The organism is Qipengyuania psychrotolerans (assembly GCF_019711355.1).
Lineage (GTDB): Bacteria > Pseudomonadota > Alphaproteobacteria > Sphingomonadales > Sphingomonadaceae > Qipengyuania > Qipengyuania psychrotolerans.
The window spans coordinates 1,438,517-1,451,724 of sequence record NZ_CP081297.1 but is presented as its reverse complement, the minus strand read 5'-3'; the positions used below and the strand labels follow the sequence as shown (position 1 = coordinate 1,451,724).

Genomic DNA, 13,208 nt, shown 5'->3' with positions numbered 1-13,208 from the left:
GATCAAGCGTCGGCGTCAATCTCCGCCGCTTCCCGGTCCAGCTGGGCGCGGCTCTTCTTTTCGGCAGCGGTCTTTAGCTGGCCGCATGCCGCATCAATATCACGGCCTCGCGGAGTACGGATCGGCGCGGAGATGCCGTTTTCGAAAACTATGTTGGAGAAAGACCGAATGCGTTCCGGTTTGGAGCATTCGTAAGGCGCGCCCGGCCACGGATTGAACGGGATCAGGTTCACCTTCGCCGGAAGATCATAATGCTTGATCAAGCGGACCAGTTCGCGCGCGTCATCGTCGCTGTCGTTCTTGTCCTTCAGCATGACGTATTCGAAGGTAATCCGCCGCGCATTGCTGGCACCGTGATAGTCGGCGCAGGCCTGCAGCAATTCTTCAATCCCGTATTTCTTATTGATCGGGACGATTTCGTCGCGGACTTCCTTGGTCACGGCATGGAGTGAAACGGCGAGGTTTACACCGATCTCCTTGCCGCACTTTTCCATCTGCGGAACCACACCGCTCGTGGAGAGCGTGATGCGCCGCTTCGACAGGGCAAGCCCTTCGCCGTCCATGACCAGCTTCAGGGCGTCTCTGACATTATCGAAATTATAAAGAGGTTCGCCCATGCCCATCATCACGATATTCGTGAGCAGACGGCCATCTGCGCGGTATTCGGTTCCGTCGGCGTCTTCCGCAAAATCCATCTTGCCCTTGGGCCATTCGCCCAGCGCATCACGGGCCAGCATGACCTGGCCGACAATCTCGCCCGGCGTGAGGTTGCGCACAAGCCGCATGGTGCCAGTGTGACAGAAGCGGCAATTGAGGGTGCAACCCACCTGGCTGGAAACACAAAGTGTGCCGCGGTCCGCATCGGGGATGAAAACCATCTCGTATTCATGGCCGTCAGCGGTCTTCAGCAGCCATTTGCGCGTACCGTCATTGGAATGCTGCGCTTCGACAACTTCCGGGCGGCCGATGACGAACCGCTCGCGCAGCCATGGACGCATCGTTTTCGCAATGTCGGTCATCGCCTCGAAGTCAGTGACACCGCGGTGGTAAAGCCAGTGATAGACTTGCTTTGCACGAAGCTTCGCCTGCTTGGGCTCGAGGCCGGCTTCTTCGAACAATTCGCAAATGCGCGCTCTGGACACGCCGAGAACATCCACGCGTCCATCTGGACGCGGCGTGATGTCACGCGCGACGGGAACCGGGTCAATCTGCCCGGGAATGCTCATGAGTGTCGTATCGGCCATGGGAGCCGCGCATATAGGCGCGGCGTGAGCATTTGGCCAGATGCATCGCAGAGGCGCCCAAAACCGCGTGACAGTTTTCGCGTTCCCACCATTCACCGCAATTCTGTGCAGCCTGAATTGGACCGTAGTTAGCCGCACCTATCTTTCGTCTTGCCGCAAGATTGTGACTTTCACGCAACATAATCATGTTGTGTGAGGTTAATGAAACCACTTCGCACTGATAGCCGTTTGATGGGTCCACGCCGCCTTTTGGCAGCGTTTGAATACGGAGAAACAAAATGAAAACTACGGTCGCAATTCTTACTGCAACTTCGGTCGCAGCCCTTTCTGCCCCAGCAATGGCACAGGATGCCACGGATGGAGCCTTCACTGGCCCGCGTGTTGAAGCCATTGTTGGCTATGACGTCAGCAAGGCAGGTAGTTCCATCGATGACGACACAAACGACGATAACGATCAGTCGATTGAAGGTATCAACTACGGCATCGGTGTAGGTTACGACATCAACGCTGGCGGCATCGTCCTTGGCCTGGAAGGTGAATACACCGACTCCAGCGCCGATGTGGACTATGATCAGGCCGATCCCGAGCTCTTCGGACTGGGCGACGTGAATGCTGGTCGCGATCTTTATGTCGGTGCCCGTGTCGGCGTGCTCGCAGCTCCTGACCTCCTGGTCTATGCCAAGGGCGGCTACACGAACGCACGTTACAATTTGAACGGCTCGTTCGATGGTGAAGAATATCGTGCGAAGATTGACACCGATGGCTTCCGCGTTGGCGCCGGCGTCGAATATGCGCTGGACACGAACACCTTCGCCAAGGTCGAGTACCGCTATTCCAACTACAGCAGTGCTGAGCTGGATTTCGAAAACGATCGTACGGACGTGGAAATCGGTGAGATCGATACCGACCGTCACCAGGTCATGGTCGGCTTCGGTTACCGCTTCTAAAATAACCTGAAGCTGAAAAATTGGCCGGGCGCGAGTTGATCGCGTCCGGCCTTTTTTATTTCAGCCTCGAGCATGCCACCGTTGCGGCGTCGATTGCTGTCGCTGCTCCTTCCAGAGCGTAGCTGTCGGAGATTCTCTTCCCGCGCTTGTCGCGCATGCCGAGCGACATCGTATCGGCAGAACGCAAGGCAGCAATAATCGCGGCGTCCGTTTTCCGGTCTTTCGCCCAGGCGTTTCTTCCGCTGACCTCCAGAGAGAACGTTTGCCGGCCGATGCGGACCCTGACTTGTTTTGATGGCGTTTCTTGCGACAGCCTGAAATGAATCTGGCCGCGTATCGACTGCCTAGGCCAGTTACCGACGCTGACATAACCCGCCGAAGCCTTCCCGTTTCGGTCAGGCTGCGCGGTCGAAATGGCATAGCAACGGGGAACGTCCGCGTCGCGAAAGGCCCCCCACTGGGAAAAGACGCCAAGACTGTCTTTCGCGCCGAGGGGCGAGGCCAGAAATGCTGCGGCGAAAAAGATGGCGGACTTACGCATAATCGATCGCCATCACTTCCCATTCCTTGTCTCCGGAGGGTAGCTTGACCGCGCGCAGATCCCCGACCGATGCCCCCCTGAGCGCACGGGCCATCGGGCTGGACCAACCGATCCGGCCCACCTTCGCGTCCTGCTCGTCATCGCCCACAAGCGTCACGATCTTTTCGTTGTCATCTTCATCGGCAAGGGTGACCCGCGCTCCGAAAAAGGCGCGACCCTTATCGGGCTGCTCAGCTGGCTGGATCACTTGTGCGCTTTTCATCCGGCGCGCCAGATGCGCGAGTTCACGGTCGATCTCGCGCATCTTCTTGCGGCCATAGATATAGTCGCCATTCTCGCTGCGGTCCCCGTTGCCGGCCGCCCAGCTCACGATCTCGACAATTGCGGGCCGTTCCTTGCCGAGCAAATGGTCGTAGCGCGCCTTGAGCGCGGCATAGCCGGACGGCGTTATGGGATTGGTCTTGTGCTGCATCTAGGAGCGAGCCCTAGACGATTTCAGCGGCCCAAGTAATGGCGGATATCGCGCTCGTAGCTGGCCGATTTGTCGGGATGCAAATTGGCATAAGTCACAGCGTTCCCGATTACACGCATCACATAGTAGCGAGTCTCGAAGTTCGCGGGGATCTGCTCGATCCAGCTAACATAATCGACTGCGCCCGTACGCGGATCGCCGTTGAGGCGAAGCCACTGATTCACGCGGCCAGGCCCTGCGTTATAGGCTGCAATCGCCAGAGGATATGCGCCATTGTAGCGGTCCATCAATCTGGCAAAATGCGCATCCCCCAAGCGGATATTGTAGCTCGGGCTGCCGGTAAGGTTGGCCGACATATACGTTATGCCAAGCTTACCTGCTTCTTCACGGGCTGTACCCGGCATCAGCTGCATCATTCCCCGCGCACCGGCGTGGCTGACGCGGGTCCGGTCGAATTCGCTTTCCTGACGGGCAATTGCGTGGACCATTGTCCAGTTCGCCCCCGAGTGCGTGGGTACGGTCGGGAAACCAAGCCATTCGAAATCGGTGAAGTCGCGTTCGCCCGCGACCATTCCGGCGACCACGGCCATTTCTTCCAAGCCGGTTTCGCGTGCCAGTTCGGCGACCAGTGCCATATCTGCCGGGCTCTCGGCGTTTTCTGCGATAGCTTCGAAAAATGCACGCTCGGTTTGCCAGGCGCGGCGATTGCGGGCCATTTCACGCAGGGCCGCGGTAAGCGGCTGGGCGTTGAATTCGGCGCGTTGTCCAGGCGTCGGTTCAATGGCGACGGATTTCGCGAAACCTTTCAACGGCCTGCCTAGCTCGCTGTAGGCGAGCTGGCCGTAATAATATTCGGGATGCGCCGCTGCCATTTCCCAGTAACGCTGCGCATCTTCGCGGTTGCCAGCCTTGGCTGCTGCGCGTCCGGCCCAGTAAAAGCCTTTCGCCCGCGTCAGCTGCGTCTTTGCTGCAGCGCCGTAACGATAGAACAGCGGGGCGGCCTTGGCACCATCGCCCAGTGACCACAGCGCCTTTGTCCCGCCTAGCCACATCAAGTCTGTATACTTGTCGCGCAGCTGGAAAGAGCCTTCGGAAATGTCCGTGCCCGGCGCGAACAGGTCGTCCACCTTCCCGGCGATAGCTACCGCTTGCGAGGAGCTGGCGCCTTGCGCCACGCGCAGAGCCTCGGTGACGAAGTCCGCACCGTCAAAAGCGGGGCTTGCAGCAGGGGCACGTGTAGAAAGGAGGCTGATCGCCTGCGGCAGGCGTCCATTGCTGCGGTAATAGCGTGCCAGATTATAGACATAACCGCTGTCATTCATCGCGCCTGCGGGAACGGGCAACCCGATGCTGGCAGGGTCAGAACCCTGAAGCAGCGCGAGACGCGCCTGGGCAGTTTCGCGGTACGCGGGTGAGACGCGGACGATCTGGCGTGCGGCAGCTTCCTGCGCACCTTGCCAAAGAAGTGCGTCCATTCGCGCGTCATGGTCTTCCGGGGAAAGCCGCTGACCGAACAGACCTTGCATATAAGCTTCTGCGGGACCGCTCATCTCACCGCCGCGCCATGCTTCGCGGGCAAAGTCGAACGCCTCGGGCCGGCTCATCGCGGCCAGGGCGAGGGCATAACGCGCTTTCGCTGCATTGCTGAGCGGCGGATTTTTCTCGAAGAAAGACACCAAAGCTTGCGGCGAAACGGGTTCCCTGTCGAGTGCCGCTTCCGCGCGGTACTGTATCAGGGTGGATTTCGGGAATTCGGGATATTTGGTCAGGAAACCGGCGTATTGCGAGAAAGACAGGTCGTCTTCCTTGGTCAGATATTCCCACTGCGACAACGTCGCCGCCATAGGGCCGGGCTGCTGAGCGACCGTCGTGCGCTGGGGCACCTCGATCGTTTGAGCCAAGGCCGGGGTTGCCAGCGCGGTGCCGGCGAAAAATACGAACGAAGTGATAGTTTTACTGCCCATGCTGGACATAATGGCCGGCCCCTCATTATCAGGCGCTGAATGGAATACTGCGCGGTACGCTACAAAGCGTCCCATTTTCATACCTCTAACGCAGGACTCGCGTAAATGTTCTCTGGCTCAATTCCGGCTCTGGCGACTCCTTTTCGCGACGGGTCGTTCGACGAATCGGCGTTTCGGCAACTTGTCGACTGGCAAATCGAAAATGGGAGCAGAGGCCTCGTGCCCTGCGGGACTACTGGCGAGGCCTCAACGCTCTCCAATGCAGAGCACCACCGCGTGGTCGAGGTATGTATCGAACAGGCAGCGGGCAGGGTGCCCGTGATTGCCGGGTGCGGTTCAAACGACACCCGCAACGCCTTGATGCACATGCACTTCTCAAAGAAGGCCGGAGCAGCGGCAGGCCTGTGCGTTGCTCCATACTACAACCGGCCCAGCCAGGCGGGTTTGATCGCCCATTTCAGCTTCCTCGCCGAAAACAGTGACCTGCCCATCGTGCTGTATAACGTGCCGAGCCGGACTGTGACGGACATCGAGGATGAGACGGTGGTGGAGCTGGTGCGCAAGTATCCCGACCGGATCGTAGCGATCAAGGATGCGAGCGGGGATTTGTCGCGCGTTGCAGACCACCGAATGGGCCTCGACAAGGATTTCTGTCAGCTTTCGGGAAATGACGAGCTCTGGCTGCCGCACTCTGCTGCGGGCGGTTCTGGCTGTATTTCCGTCACTGCCAATGTCGCGCCGGCGCTATGCGCAGAGTTCCATGATGCGATTGCGGCAAACGACCTGGTGAAAGCGCGCGAGATTAACGACCGCCTGTTCCCGCTTCATTATGCCATGTTCTCAGATGCGAGCCCGGCGCCGGTCAAATACGCACTGAGCCGTGTGCACGACTGGTTCCCCGAAGGTGTCCGGTTGCCGCTGTGCAATGCCAGTGAAGCCAGCCGCCGCGCAGTGGACGAAGCGCTAGAAATCGCCGGGCTTACCTAGGATCTTGGGCGAAGCGGTCTAATCAGGCGGATTGTGTTTCTCGGCTCGGCATTCAGCCCCAACAGAACTGTGACGAAGACAATGATCCTCCTTTGTCAGTTGGCGCTGGTACTTTGGGTAAGAGGGACTTGGCCTTTTAGCTCGTCGCCCCTACATGGCGCCAAGATATGGCCCGTCCCAAACCAGCAACCTTCGACAAGCAGAAAACCGTCGCCGAGAACCGGCGTGTACGGTTCGACTATCACGTGGAGGAAACGTACGAGGCAGGGCTTGCATTGCACGGCACAGAAGTGAAATCGCTGCGTGCCGGCGAAGCTTCGATCAAGGAAAGCTATGCCGAAGTGCGTGATGGTCAGGTCTGGCTGATCAATGCGAACATCCCCGAATATTCGCATGGCAACCGCAGCAATCACGAACCCCGCCGGCCTCGCAAGCTCCTGTTGCACGAGCGGGAGATCAACAAACTGTTCGGCGCGGTAGAGCGCAAGGGCATGACGCTGGTGCCCCTGTCGGTCTATTTCAATTCGACTGGGCGTGCGAAAGTCGAACTTGCGCTGGCGAAGGGCAAGCAAGCACATGACAAACGGCAGGCAACCAAGGAGCGTGACTGGAAGCGCGACAAAGCGCGCGTGATGCGGGATCGCGGTTGAGCTTTTCAGCAACCCGCAACAAAATCGTGCTAACTCTGTCGACCGTCATGGCTTTTTCATCGCAGATATCTGGATCGGGTGCCTTGCACCCTGCAGTGGCTCGTCCCATTGCAAGGATATGGCAATGAGCGGGTTCAGGTCCAAAACTTGGCTGGCGGACACGATCCGCAAATACATGCCCACGCGTGACCAGATGGCGCGCAACAAATATCTCAAACCCATAGCCCATCGCTTCCTCACACCCGAGCTCTGGCGGTTTACGCGCAGGAGCGTGCCCCGCGGAGTTGCGCTGGGGCTGTTCGCAGCGTTTATCGTGCCGATCGGACAGATATTCCTGGCCGCCTTTCTTGCCCTTCCAGCACGGGCTAATGTTCCGCTCTCGGCATTGGTGACGTTCGTGACCAATCCGTTCACCCTTCCTTTCTGGCTCATCGTGGCCAACAAGGTTGGTAAATTGACACTCAACATCGATGCGACCCTAGGTGCTGGTGCCGGATCATTCGCCGAAGATGGCGGCGCGCTGGCGCTCTGGCTTGAGGTGGGCGGGGTGACCGCTTTCGGTTTTTTGGTGATCGCGCTCGTGAGCGCGGGGGTCGGGTATCTCGCGGCGAGCTTCAGCTGGCGTTACATCGTTGCCCGCCGCCGCCGTAAACGTCTGGCCCAGATGGAACAGCGATTGGCCGAACGGCTGAGGGAGCACGGTCAATGAGCGTAAGCACTGCGGGCGATGGCCCCGGCCTGCCACCGATCCCATTGCTCCTCGGGATCGCCCTGGCGCTGTTCGTTTCGGTCGGTCTGGTCTGGCTCGTGGCAGGAAGTTCGCTCGTCGCTATTGCATACGGCGGCGCACTGCTGACGGTTATCCTCACTCTCCTCCTCGCTGCTCGCCTGAAGTCGCCAGAAGAAGCGGAAGAGCTTACCCAGCCTGATTGGGCCGTTACTGCCGCCGCAATCGAAAACCGCCGCCGCGCGGTAGCGATCATCGACCGCGCCAACCGGCTGGTTTGCGCTAACTCGACCTATGAAGAGTGGTTCGACGTCAAAGGCGCACCGCATGAAATCGAGCTTGGCGAAAGCTTGAGAAAACGGCTCGCAGATGCTGCCAGGCAAGCCTGGCGCGAAGGTTTTTCGGAATGCGAGGACCTTATTTCCAAGAATGAGGACCGACACTTTACGCTCAGCATCGAACGGGTGGGCCGCGGAGAGGACTTTCTGGTCTGGCGTTTCGGCGAGCGGATTAGTGAGAGTGGGCATGATGGTCTTGCAGATCGGGTTGCGGGCCCGTTCGGCGCTATTCTGTCCAACGCGGGCATTGAACTGGCACTGGTGGCACCGGACGGTATCGTTCAGTCAGCAACGCCGGGCCTGTCGGAGCGTGCGACTGGGACCGCGAATGGGTCACTGGAAGGTCAGGAATTCGTCCAACTGCTCCGCTCGGATGACCGCGACCGTATTTTTTACGCGCGGGAAGGGCAGCAGGGCACTCCTCAGACATTGGTTCACATCCCGCTCGACCAGCCGCACGGCGCGGGCGTGAAGCCGGCGGACCAGACCCCATCATTGATGTTGCTGGTCGATAGCGGCGTTGGAATTGGCGGCGGCTGGCAGGGCAGCGGTAAGACAGCCATTCCCCAGCTCGAGGCATTGCTTTCCGCGCTGCCCCTGGGGCTTGCGCTCACCGATCGCGATGGCCGTTTCCTGTTTGCCAACAAGGCGTTCCTTCGCGCAGTCGAGCGCGAGGATCAGGGCATGCCGCAATTCCCTTCCGATCTGGTTGTGCGCGAGGACAAGCCCGCCATCTCCGATACGGTTCGCAGGTTCGCCAAAGGTGCCGCGTCCAGCAGCGACATGGCCGTGCGCCTTTCCGGCAACAAGGAAGAGCCGGTTTCGATCGGCCTTGCCGGTGTCCGCGGTCTCGGTGACGCAGCGGTACTGCTTTCGATTTCGGATTCGACAGAGGAAAAGCGCCTACGCCGCCAGGTTGCTCAAGCGACCAAGATGCAGGCGGTCGGTCAGTTGGCCGGCGGTGTTGCGCATGATTTCAACAACGTGCTGACCGCGATCATCGGCTACTGCGACCTCATGCTGCTGCGCCACACGCCAGGCGATAGCGACTATGACGATATCCAGCAGATCAGGGCCAATTCCAATCGCGCAGCCAGTCTGACGCGTCAATTGCTGGCGTTTAGCCGTCAGCAGACGCTGCGTCCCGTTGTGCTGCAATTGCCCGATGTCGTCAGCGAAGTCAGCCAATTGCTCAAACGCCTGATGGGCGACAAGATTGAATTCGTTGTCAGGCATGACCGCGAATTGGGTCCTGTGCGCGCAGACCCGCAGCAGCTCGAGCAGGTTATCATCAACCTCGCTGTAAACGCCCGTGATGCAATGCAGGCCCATGCGTCGAATTCGGGCAAGGAAAACTGGAAAGGGCGCCTGACCTTGGCGACCCGCCGGGTCTCTGCGCGTGATGTGCGCAAGATGGGCATCGATATAATGCCTGCAGACGATTACACCGTTCTCATCGTTCAGGACACCGGCGGCGGTATCCCGGGCGAACATCTCAACAAGATTTTCGAACCGTTCTTCACCACGAAAGAGCAGGGCAAGGGCACTGGACTTGGTCTCTCGACGGTTTACGGCATCGTCAAACAGTCGAACGGGTTTATTTTCGCCGACAACATCAGCGCTGGAGACGGGCGCCCGGCCGGAGCGCGGTTTACGGTTTACCTGCCGGTCCACAAAGGCGAAATGCCGGTGGATACTCGCCCCGACGAAGCGGAGGACACCAAGGCCAGCGAATGGTCCGGCGGCGGCAATTTGCTTCTGGTCGAAGACGAAGACATGGTCCGTGCTGTCGCCGAACGCGCGCTGACGCGCGCAGGCTATCAGGTCACGACGGCAAGTGACGGCGAGGAAGGTCTGGCGGCCATCGCCAATGGCGACACCGAGTTCGACCTCATCGTGTCCGATGTTGTCATGCCGGCAATGGACGGTCCGGCAATGGCCCGCGCGATCCGCAGGGTGAAACCGAAAATTCCGATACTTTTCATGTCGGGATACGCTGAAGAGCAGTTGCGCAACGACATTGATATCGACAACATGCACTTTATTCCCAAGCCGTTCAGCGTACAGCAAATAAACGGCAAGGTATCAGAAGTACTTCGAGAGCAAGCCAAGATCGACGCCTAGTTAATTTCAGTCGCGTCTGGCCGCAGGATAGGGGACTGCAATGAAGACGCGTACGATTTCGGCTCTGGCAGGTTTGACTTTGCTCGGCGGTGGCCCGCTTTTGGGACAAACGGCGGAGCAGGCCTTGGCGGACCCTGACGCAACAGCCCAAGGCGATGTCTCTGTTACAATCTACAATAATAGCCAGGCACTGGTGCAGGATGTCCGGCAGCTTTCCATATCTGCCGGTCGCAGCCGAATAGAATTTCCCGATGTGTCGGCGAGGATCCGGCCAGAAACGCTAAGTTTCGCCGCAGCCGGGGCAGGGATTGTCGAACAGAATTTCGACTTCGACCTGCTTACTCCTACGAAGCTGATGGAGAAGGCCATTGGCCAGACCATCACTTTGATCCGCACAAATCCCGCTACCGGTGCGGAAACCCGGGAGCGCGCGACAGTTCTCTCGACAGCTGGCGGCGTGGTCGTGAAGATCGGGGACAGGATCGAGGTCTTGCGCGATGACGGCCTGCCGGTGAGGGCAATCTTCGACAGGGTGCCAACGAACCTGCGGGCACGCCCGACGCTATCGGTGACCGTTGAAAGCGACCGCGCTGGTTCGCGTCCCGCCTCGATCCGCTATCTCACGCCCGGCCTTGGATGGAGCGCAGATTATGTCGCCCTGTTCGATGAAGAGAACGGCACGGTCGATATGCAGGGCTGGGTTACCCTGACCAACCAGACGGGCACGACCTTTCACAGGGCCGATACCCTGCTGGTAGCTGGCAATCCGGCCGGTGGATCGAACACATCAAATCGCCAGCGCGGAAGCACAATGCGGCCGGGTACAGAGACTGCGAACCGCGAACAATTGGGCGATTTCTACCTCTATCCGCTGTCTGAACGTACCACGATTGCCAATCAGCAGACCAAGCAAGTCAGTTTCCTCGACGTGCAGGGAGTCCCGGCACAGCGGCGCTATGCGCGGGAGGTTGACTGGCTGACCAATGACGAGCGTTCCATCAACGTTTCGAGCCAAGTCCGGTTCAGCACCAGCCGCGAGCAAGGCCTCGGCGATGCTCTACCAGCTGGCACAGTGCGGTTTTATCAGCGCGATGCGGAAGGCAACCCCCAGTTCATTGGTGAGAACGGCATTGGGCATACACCAATGGGAAGCGTTCTGACTTTGCGGACTGGTGATGCCTTCGATGTGCTGGTGCTCGCCGAAGTGATCGAGCGCGAAAGGATTTCGGGCACCGAGTATGAGAAAAGCTCGCGCTACCGCGTTATCGAGGATGGCAAGGTCGTACGAGAGGTCGAGGTCGAGAATGCCAAGACATTCTGGCGCACGACAATGCGGTATACGATCACCAATGCCAAACCTTCGCCCGTCGAAGTTCAACTCGCACAGGCTGGCCTCGACCCGTATTGGTGGGCACGCGATTTCCGAGTTGTCTTGGAGGATATCGTCGGTCGCCAGGTCAATGCTGGCAGGCGAGAATGGACTGTCCCGGTGGCTGCGAACAGCAAGCGCGAAGTGACCGTCGTGTTCGAGGGGCGGTACTGAGGGGGCCGGTAACATGCGCTCCCTTGTCCTCGCCCTTGCGGTCCTGTGCGCGTCCGCACCTTCAGATGCGGATGCACGTGAAGCGATCGACGCGTCCTCGCCGCAGGAACTGGCGGTGACGGTTTACCGTGATCCTCTCCGCCCGGAGGGCCAGCGTATGAACCGCGATTGGCCGGGAGGCTTCGCCATGATCAGCGAAGTCCGGCAGGTTACCCTTCCGCCCGGCCAATCGACGATCCGCTTCACCGGCGTTGCAGAAGGAATGGTAGCCGTTAGCGCTATCGTCACCGGACTTCCGGGTGGAACGATCGAGAAGAACCGCAACGCCGATCTGCTAAGCCCCGCGGCATTGGTCGACAGGACGCTGGGCAACCGGGTGACAATAACCCGCACCGATCCGGCGACTGGTAATCAGGCTTCCGAGAGCGCTGTCGTCAGGACGAGGGCCGACGGCGGCCTCGTGCTCCAGACGCGTGAAGGGTTCGAAGCAGTGCGATGTTCCGGACTGCCGGAAAAACTGACCTTTGACAGCGTTCCTTCGGGACTCTCGTCAGATCCCGTTTTCTCGATCGACACGCGCAGCGCAATGGGCGGAACCTACACAGTGACGCTGACCTATCTCGCATGGGGCTTCGACTGGGAAGCGAATTATGTGGCCCGATTGGGAGAAGCGAGGCGCGACGGAACTTTGCGCATGGAACTGCTGTCCTGGCTGACGATCCTCAATGACAATGGGCAGACCTTCCCCGACGCCGAACTCATGGCAGTTGCCGGGACACTGAACATCGAGAGTGATTTCGAGGAACTCGCAGACGCGCCGTCGGCGAGGCCGCTGCGGCTCACGTGCTATCCATTCGGCAGCACGGCAGCGGGATCGCCGATAGCCTATCCGCCTCCGCCGCCGCCTCCCCCGCCGCCAGCACCGGCGATGTATGACAGCGCCAACGCCATTGTCGTAACAGGATCACGCGTGTCCAAAGCAGCGGCTGAAGCTGCCGCGCCGCTCGCGATGATTGCAGGGGAAGAAGCGCTGGGTGATCTCAAGCTCTATCGCATTCCGGAAAAGGTCACTGTCGCAGCGCAGGGCCAAAAGCAGATTGTGTTTCTCGACAAGGATGCTGTCGAGGCGCGCTTTATTTACGTGGGGCGCTGTGGGTCAGAGCAGGTGAATGATCTGTCCGAGCCAGATCTTTTCGATCCGGCGCAGCTTCTTCTCGCGACGAAGAACGAGGAAGGCAAAGGCCTCGGGCAGTCGTTGCCCCAGGGCGGCATCGCGATTTACGAACCCACCGAGGCGGGCGATCTGTTGATTGCCGAAACGCGGCTGCGCGATTTCGCTTTGACTGAGGACATCGAACTCGACCTGCCCGAAAGCACCCAGGTATTCTTCCAGTGCGGAGTTATCGACGACGATGATCTGCAAGCCGAGGGCAAATGGGTAAAGCATCGCGCTCAGGTTTCAAATGCGAATGACACCCCGATCATGATGCGCTTCGATCTGGGAATGTCCGGCTATGCCAAGATCAAGGGCCTCAGAAAGACCCGTGTCAAGGATGGGCGCATCATTTACGAGGTTGAAATTCCTGCAAATTCGCAGCATTCATTCCGATATCGGCAACTCTACGACTAGCGCAAAACGCTTGCTTAAAAAACTTTCTGTTCCACTCTTGT

Annotated in this window: 11 protein-coding genes; 7 read left to right on the top strand and 4 right to left on the bottom strand. The window is 59.2% G+C overall.

Going from position 1 to position 13,208, the window contains the following annotated elements:
• Nucleotides 1-2: 2 nt before the first annotated feature.
• Nucleotides 3-1,244: a dual-specificity RNA methyltransferase RlmN gene (gene rlmN, locus K3166_RS07100; RefSeq protein ID WP_221421606.1), complete on the bottom strand. Its 1,242-nt coding sequence runs from the start codon at nt 1,242-1,244 to the stop codon at nt 3-5.
• 278 nt (nt 1,245-1,522) lie between these two features.
• On the opposite strand from rlmN, the gene K3166_RS07095 reads away from it, so the two are divergent.
• Nucleotides 1,523-2,191, top strand: a complete 669-nt coding sequence (locus tag K3166_RS07095) for an outer membrane protein (RefSeq protein ID WP_221421605.1) — start codon at nt 1,523-1,525, stop codon at nt 2,189-2,191.
• 55 nt (nt 2,192-2,246) lie between these two features.
• Here the strand turns inward: K3166_RS07095 and K3166_RS07090 are convergent, their stop codons facing one another.
• Genes K3166_RS07090 through K3166_RS07080 form a run of 3 tightly spaced genes read right to left on the bottom strand, consistent with a single transcriptional unit; the run spans nt 2,247 to nt 5,168 of the window.
• The gene (locus tag K3166_RS07090; RefSeq protein ID WP_221421604.1) at nt 2,247-2,732 is read right to left on the bottom strand and encodes a hypothetical protein; all 486 of its coding nucleotides are present in this window, start codon (nt 2,730-2,732) and stop codon (nt 2,247-2,249) included.
• Nucleotides 2,725-3,204: a GreA/GreB family elongation factor gene (locus tag K3166_RS07085; RefSeq protein WP_221421603.1), complete on the bottom strand. Its 480-nt coding sequence runs from the start codon at nt 3,202-3,204 to the stop codon at nt 2,725-2,727. The genes K3166_RS07090 and K3166_RS07085 overlap by 8 nt, the downstream gene beginning before the upstream one ends.
• A gap of 23 nt (nt 3,205-3,227) precedes the next feature.
• Nucleotides 3,228-5,168 (bottom strand): lytic transglycosylase domain-containing protein, encoded by a 1,941-nt coding sequence (locus K3166_RS07080; RefSeq protein WP_247714562.1) that lies wholly within the window; start codon nt 5,166-5,168, stop codon nt 3,228-3,230.
• 105 nt (nt 5,169-5,273) lie between these two features.
• Between K3166_RS07080 and dapA the strand changes: the two genes are divergently transcribed.
• The 6 genes from dapA (at nt 5,274) to K3166_RS07050 (ending at nt 13,167) form a co-directional block, all read left to right on the top strand.
• A complete protein-coding gene (dapA, locus tag K3166_RS07075; RefSeq protein ID WP_221421602.1) occupies nt 5,274-6,155 on the top strand; it encodes a 4-hydroxy-tetrahydrodipicolinate synthase in 882 nt (293 codons plus the stop codon).
• A 167-nt stretch (nt 6,156-6,322) separates the two neighbouring features.
• On the top strand, nt 6,323-6,805 hold the full coding sequence (gene smpB / locus K3166_RS07070; protein ID WP_221421601.1) for an SsrA-binding protein SmpB: 483 nt from the start codon (nt 6,323-6,325) through the stop codon (nt 6,803-6,805).
• 124 nt (nt 6,806-6,929) lie between these two features.
• On the top strand, nt 6,930-7,514 hold the full coding sequence (locus K3166_RS07065; RefSeq protein WP_221421600.1) for a DUF2062 domain-containing protein: 585 nt from the start codon (nt 6,930-6,932) through the stop codon (nt 7,512-7,514).
• On the top strand, nt 7,511-9,994 hold the full coding sequence (locus K3166_RS07060; protein ID WP_221421599.1) for a response regulator: 2,484 nt from the start codon (nt 7,511-7,513) through the stop codon (nt 9,992-9,994). The genes K3166_RS07065 and K3166_RS07060 overlap by 4 nt, the downstream gene beginning before the upstream one ends.
• Nucleotides 9,995-10,034: 40 nt before the next feature.
• Complete coding sequence (locus tag K3166_RS07055) at nt 10,035-11,537, top strand: DUF4139 domain-containing protein (RefSeq protein WP_247714561.1); 1,503 nt, start codon at nt 10,035-10,037, stop codon at nt 11,535-11,537.
• A gap of 13 nt (nt 11,538-11,550) precedes the next feature.
• Nucleotides 11,551-13,167, top strand: a complete 1,617-nt coding sequence (locus K3166_RS07050; RefSeq protein WP_221421598.1) for a DUF4139 domain-containing protein — start codon at nt 11,551-11,553, stop codon at nt 13,165-13,167.
• The last annotated feature ends 41 nt before the right edge of the window (nt 13,168-13,208 follow it).

What these genes read in the sequence shown, in the direction of transcription:
- K3166_RS07095 (WP_221421605.1), top strand. Translation starts at nt 1,523, where the DNA reads ATGAAAACTACGGTCGCAATTCTTACTGCAACTTCGGTCGCAGCCCTT.
- rlmN (WP_221421606.1), bottom strand. Translation starts at nt 1,244, where the DNA reads ATGGCCGATACGACACTCATGAGCATTCCCGGGCAGATTGACCCGGTT.
- K3166_RS07085 (WP_221421603.1), bottom strand. Translation starts at nt 3,204, where the DNA reads ATGCAGCACAAGACCAATCCCATAACGCCGTCCGGCTATGCCGCGCTC.
- K3166_RS07080 (WP_247714562.1), bottom strand. Translation starts at nt 5,168, where the DNA reads ATGGGCAGTAAAACTATCACTTCGTTCGTATTTTTCGCCGGCACCGCG.
- K3166_RS07090 (WP_221421604.1), bottom strand. Translation starts at nt 2,732, where the DNA reads ATGCGTAAGTCCGCCATCTTTTTCGCCGCAGCATTTCTGGCCTCGCCC.
- K3166_RS07050 (WP_221421598.1), top strand. Translation starts at nt 11,551, where the DNA reads ATGCGCTCCCTTGTCCTCGCCCTTGCGGTCCTGTGCGCGTCCGCACCT.
- dapA (WP_221421602.1), top strand. Translation starts at nt 5,274, where the DNA reads ATGTTCTCTGGCTCAATTCCGGCTCTGGCGACTCCTTTTCGCGACGGG.
- K3166_RS07065 (WP_221421600.1), top strand. Translation starts at nt 6,930, where the DNA reads ATGAGCGGGTTCAGGTCCAAAACTTGGCTGGCGGACACGATCCGCAAA.
- K3166_RS07055 (WP_247714561.1), top strand. Translation starts at nt 10,035, where the DNA reads ATGAAGACGCGTACGATTTCGGCTCTGGCAGGTTTGACTTTGCTCGGC.
- smpB (WP_221421601.1), top strand. Translation starts at nt 6,323, where the DNA reads ATGGCCCGTCCCAAACCAGCAACCTTCGACAAGCAGAAAACCGTCGCC.
- K3166_RS07060 (WP_221421599.1), top strand. Translation starts at nt 7,511, where the DNA reads ATGAGCGTAAGCACTGCGGGCGATGGCCCCGGCCTGCCACCGATCCCA.